Origin of the sequence: Streptomyces sp. NPDC127197, from assembly GCF_042672405.1 — a bacterium.
In the GTDB taxonomy this organism is placed as follows: domain Bacteria; phylum Actinomycetota; class Actinomycetes; order Streptomycetales; family Streptomycetaceae; genus Streptomyces; species Streptomyces flavusporus.
Genome location: NZ_JBHXVG010000087.1, coordinates 5,324 through 10,640, shown reverse-complemented (window position 1 = coordinate 10,640; position 5,317 = coordinate 5,324). Strand labels below are relative to the sequence as shown.

The window sequence follows — 5,317 nt, the reverse complement described above, 5'->3', positions numbered from 1 at the left end:
CCCCCAAGGGCACCGCCGCCCCCGCGGAGCGGGTAAGGGGCATAGCTGCGCTATGCCCCTGTACACATCGCTGCGCTCTGTGACGAGACGATGCGTGCCGCTTCGCGGCCCGCCGTCCGGCGCCGTTGCCGCTTTGCGGCAGGCGCGGCGGTGCCGGTGATGGGGGAGGGGGACTACTAGAGAACCGGCAATTCTGGGTCCCCCTTGGTACAAACTGGAGGGCGTTTTCGCAGGTCAGAGGTGGGGGACCCTACCGGCAATCTCGGGTCCCCCTTGGTACAAAATTGTGGATGACGAGGGGCTCGAAACTGGTGTTTTCGCAGGTCAGGAGGGGGGGACCCGAACCGGCAATTCAGAGTCCCCTTACCGGCCAGTAGGCCCCGGAATTGTGCGATCCAGGTGCGATCCGCGTGCGTTTCGATGTGCGTTTGCCCGTTGCCTGTGGATAACTCGGGACTTCGGGGGGGGGGGGGGGACTTTGAGTTGCCGGTTCGGATCCTGCGTCCGGGCGTGGTGCGGTGAATCGGGGTGCCGGTGTTGGGGGTGGCACCTACGCTCGATGGCTCGGTGATCACGGGCGGGGGTGCGTGATGGGAGATCGGGAGCGGGACGAGGCGCACGCGTTCGCGGTGACGGTGGGTCTGCTGCTGCTGATCGGGGGCGTGCTGCTGATGCGTCAGCTATGGGGGGTATGGGCTGCTTTCGCTCTGGCTGCGGCTCCGGTGCTGGCGTGCTACCTCGGGCCGCCGATCGCCCGCGAGGTAGCCGTGCGCCGATTCGCTCGCCAGCTGCGCCGCAGATAGGCCTGAGAGCCCCTCAGCGCTCCCCCGGCGGCCCCACCTGTCGGGAGGTGAGGTGCGGGGGCGTCAGCGAGGCGCACAGCGGCCCGCGGTGAAAGGGCCGGCTGACGCTTCGGGCGGGTCCGCCCGAAGCGAGGGCGCTCTGGTGGTGTACTTCCGGGGTACGGAAGTGCCGGAGTTACAGAGTTCGGAGGTTGATGGTGGGACGCAGCAGACGCGTGGCAGCGGGCAATAACAAGGGCGGGGTGGGCAAGAGCGCGTGGGTGGTGAACACGGCGGCGGCGCTGGCGGATGCCGGGCGCCGGGTCCTGGTGGTGGATCTGGATCCGCAGGCGAACACCTCGCGGCGGCTGGCGCGGCCCTACCGGGTGGACCAGGCCGCCACGGTCTCGGTGAGCGAGGTGGTCCGCAGCGGGCAGGCTGGCGCGGCGGCGGACGGAATCGTGCCGTGTGGCTGGGAGGGGCTGTACGGGATGCGGATCGATGTGCTCCCGGCCCGCTTCGATCTGGAGAACCGCATCGCGGAAGCGGCGGTGATGGGCGCTCGCGGGCGGCTGGCGCGCGCTTTGGAGGGGGTTGATGAGGCGCACGACGTGACGCTGATCGACTGCCCGCCCTCGCTGGGGCACCTGACGCAGCTCGGCCTCGCCGCGGCTGACTGGGCGGTTGCCCTGGTGGAGCCGGAGTACGACGGGGTGGAGGGCGCCACCCGCTTTCGGGACTTCGTCCAGGATCCGCAGACGCTCGCCGAGCTGGCGAACGCGGAACTGCGGTTCCTCGCGGCGATCCCCTCCAAGGTCGATGGGCGGCTGGCCGGCCACGCGCACCACCTCACGAGCCTGCCGGCCATCTTCGGGCCGGATCGGGTCTGGGACGCGATTCCGGAGCGATCGGTGGTCAAGGACGCGGCGGACGAAGGCATGCCGCTGTCCGCTCTGGGCGCCCGGGGCAAGGAGATGCGCGACGTGTACGCGGCGGGCGCCGAGCGGCTGTGGAAGGCGATCGCATGACCCGGATCAAACGCTCCACGGTGCCGTCCGAGTCACCGATCCGTCAGCCATTGGTGCCAGAGGTCGAACAGCTGGTGGGCAGCATCTCCGCTCCTGAACAGCCAAAAGCCGAGCCAACTTCGGAACTCCCGGACTCCCGGACTTCTGAAGTTACAAAGTCCGAGAGTTCGGAAGTCTCGGACTCTCAGGGTTCGGCAGACGGGCCGAAGTGGCAGAGCCTGGAGCGCAAGGAGACGCGTCTGCGGACGGACCAGCTCGCCGAGCTGGCGGCACTGCGCCGCAGGGTGTCCGGGCAGCGCCGGAACCGCTCGGAGATCATCACGGACAACACCTTGATCCGGGTTGCGGTCGACCTGCTCCTGACGCGCGCCGGACGGCTCCGCGGGGACACGGAGGCCGAACTCCTCGCCTCGCTGGCCCCGCGCCGCCGGACTCAGGACTGACAGACTCCCGCAGTTCCGGACTCTGTAAGTCTGGTGGGTCGGGGTGCAGAGCTGTCGCCAATTGGCGACGATGGGGGGACCTGCGATGAACCGGGGCCCGCACGACGGTGCGGGCCCCATCCTTGTTCCGTCTACCGGTCCTGCTCGTTGAACAGCCGGTCCTCATGGCGCCAGCGCTGCCGCATCACCGGCCCAGAGAGCACCGCATAGACCATGGTGGCGGTCGCGAGGTAGACCGCCGCATCGACCGGCCAGGGGTACCGGCCCCCGGCCGCGAGGGCCAGGGTGAGTACCACGAGCACGGCGGCCGCCGTGGGCAGTGCCCACGGGGCGAGCTTGCACCAGCGGCACCGGCACTGTGCGGTCTGCCTCGTGCTGTCGGCCGGCGCTTCAGCCGGCTCTCCATCTGTGCTCACAGCTCCCCCAGCTCGATGTAGTCGACATCGGTGAGCGTTACGTCGAGTCCTTGAGCGCGGCGGCCCCGGTCCTGGAAGTACGAGTACCCCAGCCCCTGCCCGACCAGCTCTTGCAGCTGCTCCTCATCTCCGGAGCGCCACGCCTCCCAGATCCTCCCGCTCACGTCCGGCGGCAGCGTCTCGGTGATCCGCCGCATCCGGCCGTCGTCGGTGGTGCCAGGCGCGGCGGTGAACCCGAACCGCGCCCGGGTCTCCACCACCAGGCCGTCCCGGGCGGAACGGCGCTGTGCCTCGGCGGTGACCCGGGGCTGCCAGTCGCGGGCCGCCTCCCGCTCCAGTGCGGCGGCACGCTTGCCGGTCGGCTGCTGCTCGCCCTTCGCCCAGCGCTGGACGGTGCGCTGGCTGACGCCCAGCCGGTCAGCCACGGCGCGGGTGCTGCCCTTCTCGCGCTTGAGCAGGAACCGCAGCCGAGCCCCTGCGGACTTCGGCAGCGGGCGCGTCCACGCTGCCTGTGCGGCGCGACTGAGCGCGTCTCCGATGATCCCCATGTCCGTCTCCCCCTCAGAACGGTGCAGGTGCTGCTGCCTGGCGGCAGTCTCGGCAGGTGCTCACTCCGGCCACGCCCCGAACGGCACGCCCGCAGTTCCCGGCGCAATCCACGATCGCCAGCGGGCCCCGTCCGCCAGTCACCTCCTGCGCTGTGGCGACCGGCGGCTCTCCCCGGACCGGCAGCAAGGACTGCGCGAGCGCGTACGGGTGGCTGACGTGCTCGGTCGGCGGGATGCGATCGAGTCGGCCCAGTAGCTCGGCGGCCGTCCAGCCGTTGGTCATCAGGTGGGCGATGTGGCGCCGGGTGCGCTCGTGCTGAGCGTCGGTCAGTCCAGCCAGCCACCAGACCTGATCCATCAGGTCCACGGCCGCGCCCTCCGCCCAGGGCAGGTCTGCCCACTCCTCGGGCACGTCGGGCAGGCGGATCAGGCCGGACAACAGGGTGTAGCGGTCCGGCAGTCCCCGGACCCGGCCGCGCCGGTCCCAGCGCACCAGCTGGTCATCCTCCAGGTGCCCCCGGTGGGTGCGCAGGGTGCGCACGCTGATCCCGAGGGCCCGGGCCAGATCCTCCTGCCGCTCCTGCCCGGTCCAGTCGGCACCGGCATGGAGCGCCAGCGCGGCCAGCAGACGGCAGCAGGTGCGGTCGCGGGTCTGGATGGACGCGGCCCACTCCGCAGGGCTCGGCGAGGTGGGCAGGGGGCGGGCCCGGCCGACGCTGGCGCCCGGCAGAGGCGTCCGGCGGTCCACATCAATGCGCCCAGCGGTGACCAGCTCGGTGAGGTGGCGGCGCAGGACGCGCGGCACCAGCCCCACACGCTCCGCCAGCACGGCAGCGGGCAACGAGGTACCGGGGGCAGTGGTCAGTTCGTGCTCAACCAGCTCGCCGAAAATCCGGCGGCAGGACGCGCAGTCATCAGGTGACGGGTGCGCCATGTGGGGCCTCTCTCTGGCCCGCCCGGTGTCCGGTCGAAAAACCGACCGCTACACTCAGAACGAGCCTTGGCAAGGGCCAGCGGAAAGCCGTTCACCTCCGAGAGCGCCAACTCTCGGGCAACTGGTGGGTGGCTTTTCTGCTGTCTGTCTGGATCTTGTGCGGGACAGGCTACGCCCAGTCAGGGCGTCGCCGGGACGCGGATTCCGCGTACTGAAATAACGCTCGGGTCTCAGTCGGTCTGTAGCGGGATTGACGAGTCCTGGTTGAGGTCCTGGTGCAACTCGTCGGCGGCGTCTGCGATCCATCGCGCCAGGTCTGCGGCCCGCAGGTACTGACTCCCCCGCAGGCTCGCGGTGGGGACCGTGGCCCGCAGGTCGCGGCCCAGCGCGCTGAGCTGGTCAATCACACCCAGCACCTCTGCGAGCGACGCGTCCCCGGCGAACGGCAGGTCGGCATGCCCGGGGGGAGCCACATTGTGTCGCTGGTAGTCCATCTGGTCAGACACCCCCCTTGCCGCCCTTGAGCTTGGGCAGGCCCGCCTCATCGAACCAGCCGTAGACAACGGCTGTGCTCACCTTGCTGAGCTGCTGAATGCGGGAGCGCGGGGCATCGATTCGCGCGGCCGCAAGGGCGGCTTCCTTGATCTGTGGCAGTAGCGCCTTGGCGTCGGCGAGCAGTTGGGCGCGCTGGGTGCCCAGTTCCGCCACGCGCGCCAGCGCCTCGGCCTGCGCTTTCTCGGGAATTTCCATGCTGCACAGCATAGCTCACGCAACGCCCACTGAAGCAGGGTTGTTTACCGAGAAGTTCTGTGTCATGGTTGGCCAGTCGCCAGCCGGACCGGCTGAAACGGCATCAATCGCCATGAAAGGAAATGCACATGAGGATCCGGAAGAGCCCGTCTTCGGCGTCGATCGAGCACAGCCGGACGCAGTCCACTGAGGACCTGCGCTATGAGTACGAGCTGATCAAGCGGACGCGGACCCCGATGGACGTGGACGCGATCGCCGATCAGAACGACATCGCCCGCGAGCTGGAGCGGCGCGGCGAGCTGTAGTCGGCTGGCGTAGCCCGTCGTGGGGCGGGCCCCAAGCCCGAGGGGGGCGGCCCCCCGCGCGGAGCCAGCACAGCGCCGACGCCCGCCCGCGGGGTGGGGGGGACGGGCCCC

9 protein-coding genes are annotated in these 5,317 nt (G+C 70.1%); 4 read left to right on the top strand and 5 right to left on the bottom strand.

Annotation, left to right across the window (positions count from 1 at the left end; genetic code table 11):
- Positions 1-590: 590 nt before the first annotated feature.
- The 3 genes from ACFVJQ_RS44825 (at position 591) to ACFVJQ_RS44815 (ending at position 2,253) form a co-directional block, all read left to right on the top strand.
- A complete protein-coding gene (locus ACFVJQ_RS44825; protein ID WP_375847182.1) occupies positions 591-803 on the top strand; it encodes a hypothetical protein in 213 nt (70 codons plus the stop codon).
- A 194-nt stretch (positions 804-997) separates the two neighbouring features.
- A complete protein-coding gene (locus ACFVJQ_RS44820) occupies positions 998-1,810 on the top strand; it encodes a ParA family protein (protein ID WP_375852391.1) in 813 nt (270 codons plus the stop codon).
- Entirely contained in the window at positions 1,807-2,253 is a 447-nt protein-coding gene (locus ACFVJQ_RS44815) for a hypothetical protein (protein ID WP_375847184.1), read from the top strand. The genes ACFVJQ_RS44820 and ACFVJQ_RS44815 overlap by 4 nt, the downstream gene beginning before the upstream one ends.
- A 131-nt stretch (positions 2,254-2,384) precedes the next feature.
- On the opposite strand, the gene ACFVJQ_RS44810 is transcribed toward ACFVJQ_RS44815, so the two are convergent.
- From ACFVJQ_RS44810 to ACFVJQ_RS44790, 5 genes are all read right to left on the bottom strand, one after another.
- Positions 2,385-2,669 (bottom strand): hypothetical protein, encoded by a 285-nt coding sequence (locus tag ACFVJQ_RS44810; protein ID WP_375869836.1) that lies wholly within the window; start codon positions 2,667-2,669, stop codon positions 2,385-2,387.
- On the bottom strand, positions 2,666-3,217 hold the full coding sequence (tpg, locus tag ACFVJQ_RS44805) for a telomere-protecting terminal protein Tpg (RefSeq protein ID WP_375847186.1): 552 nt from the start codon (positions 3,215-3,217) through the stop codon (positions 2,666-2,668). The genes ACFVJQ_RS44810 and tpg overlap by 4 nt, the downstream gene beginning before the upstream one ends.
- 13 nt (positions 3,218-3,230) lie before the next feature.
- Positions 3,231-4,058, bottom strand: coding sequence for a hypothetical protein (locus ACFVJQ_RS44800; protein ID WP_376295816.1), 828 nt, complete (start codon positions 4,056-4,058; stop codon positions 3,231-3,233).
- A 323-nt stretch (positions 4,059-4,381) separates the two neighbouring features.
- Positions 4,382-4,645 carry a hypothetical protein gene (locus tag ACFVJQ_RS44795; RefSeq protein WP_375847188.1) on the bottom strand — a complete coding sequence of 88 codons (264 nt, stop codon included), beginning with the start codon at positions 4,643-4,645 and terminating at the stop codon, positions 4,382-4,384.
- A 4-nt stretch (positions 4,646-4,649) separates the two neighbouring features.
- Positions 4,650-4,901, bottom strand: a complete 252-nt coding sequence (locus tag ACFVJQ_RS44790) for a hypothetical protein (RefSeq protein WP_376085935.1) — start codon at positions 4,899-4,901, stop codon at positions 4,650-4,652.
- A gap of 128 nt (positions 4,902-5,029) precedes the next feature.
- On the opposite strand from ACFVJQ_RS44790, the gene ACFVJQ_RS44785 reads away from it, so the two are divergent.
- The gene (locus tag ACFVJQ_RS44785) at positions 5,030-5,206 is read left to right on the top strand and encodes a hypothetical protein (RefSeq protein WP_376085933.1); all 177 of its coding nucleotides are present in this window, start codon (positions 5,030-5,032) and stop codon (positions 5,204-5,206) included.
- Positions 5,207-5,317: the final 111 nt, after the last annotated feature.

Bases quoted from the DNA above. Each gene is read 5' to 3' on its own strand.
- tpg (WP_375847186.1), bottom strand. From the start codon at position 3,217: ATGGGGATCATCGGAGACGCGCTCAGTCGCGCCGCACAGGCAGCGTGG.
- ACFVJQ_RS44790 (WP_376085935.1), bottom strand. From the start codon at position 4,901: ATGGAAATTCCCGAGAAAGCGCAGGCCGAGGCGCTGGCGCGCGTGGCG.
- ACFVJQ_RS44795 (WP_375847188.1), bottom strand. From the start codon at position 4,645: ATGGACTACCAGCGACACAATGTGGCTCCCCCCGGGCATGCCGACCTG.
- ACFVJQ_RS44820 (WP_375852391.1), top strand. From the start codon at position 998: ATGGTGGGACGCAGCAGACGCGTGGCAGCGGGCAATAACAAGGGCGGG.
- ACFVJQ_RS44825 (WP_375847182.1), top strand. From the start codon at position 591: ATGGGAGATCGGGAGCGGGACGAGGCGCACGCGTTCGCGGTGACGGTG.
- ACFVJQ_RS44815 (WP_375847184.1), top strand. From the start codon at position 1,807: ATGACCCGGATCAAACGCTCCACGGTGCCGTCCGAGTCACCGATCCGT.
- ACFVJQ_RS44785 (WP_376085933.1), top strand. From the start codon at position 5,030: ATGAGGATCCGGAAGAGCCCGTCTTCGGCGTCGATCGAGCACAGCCGG.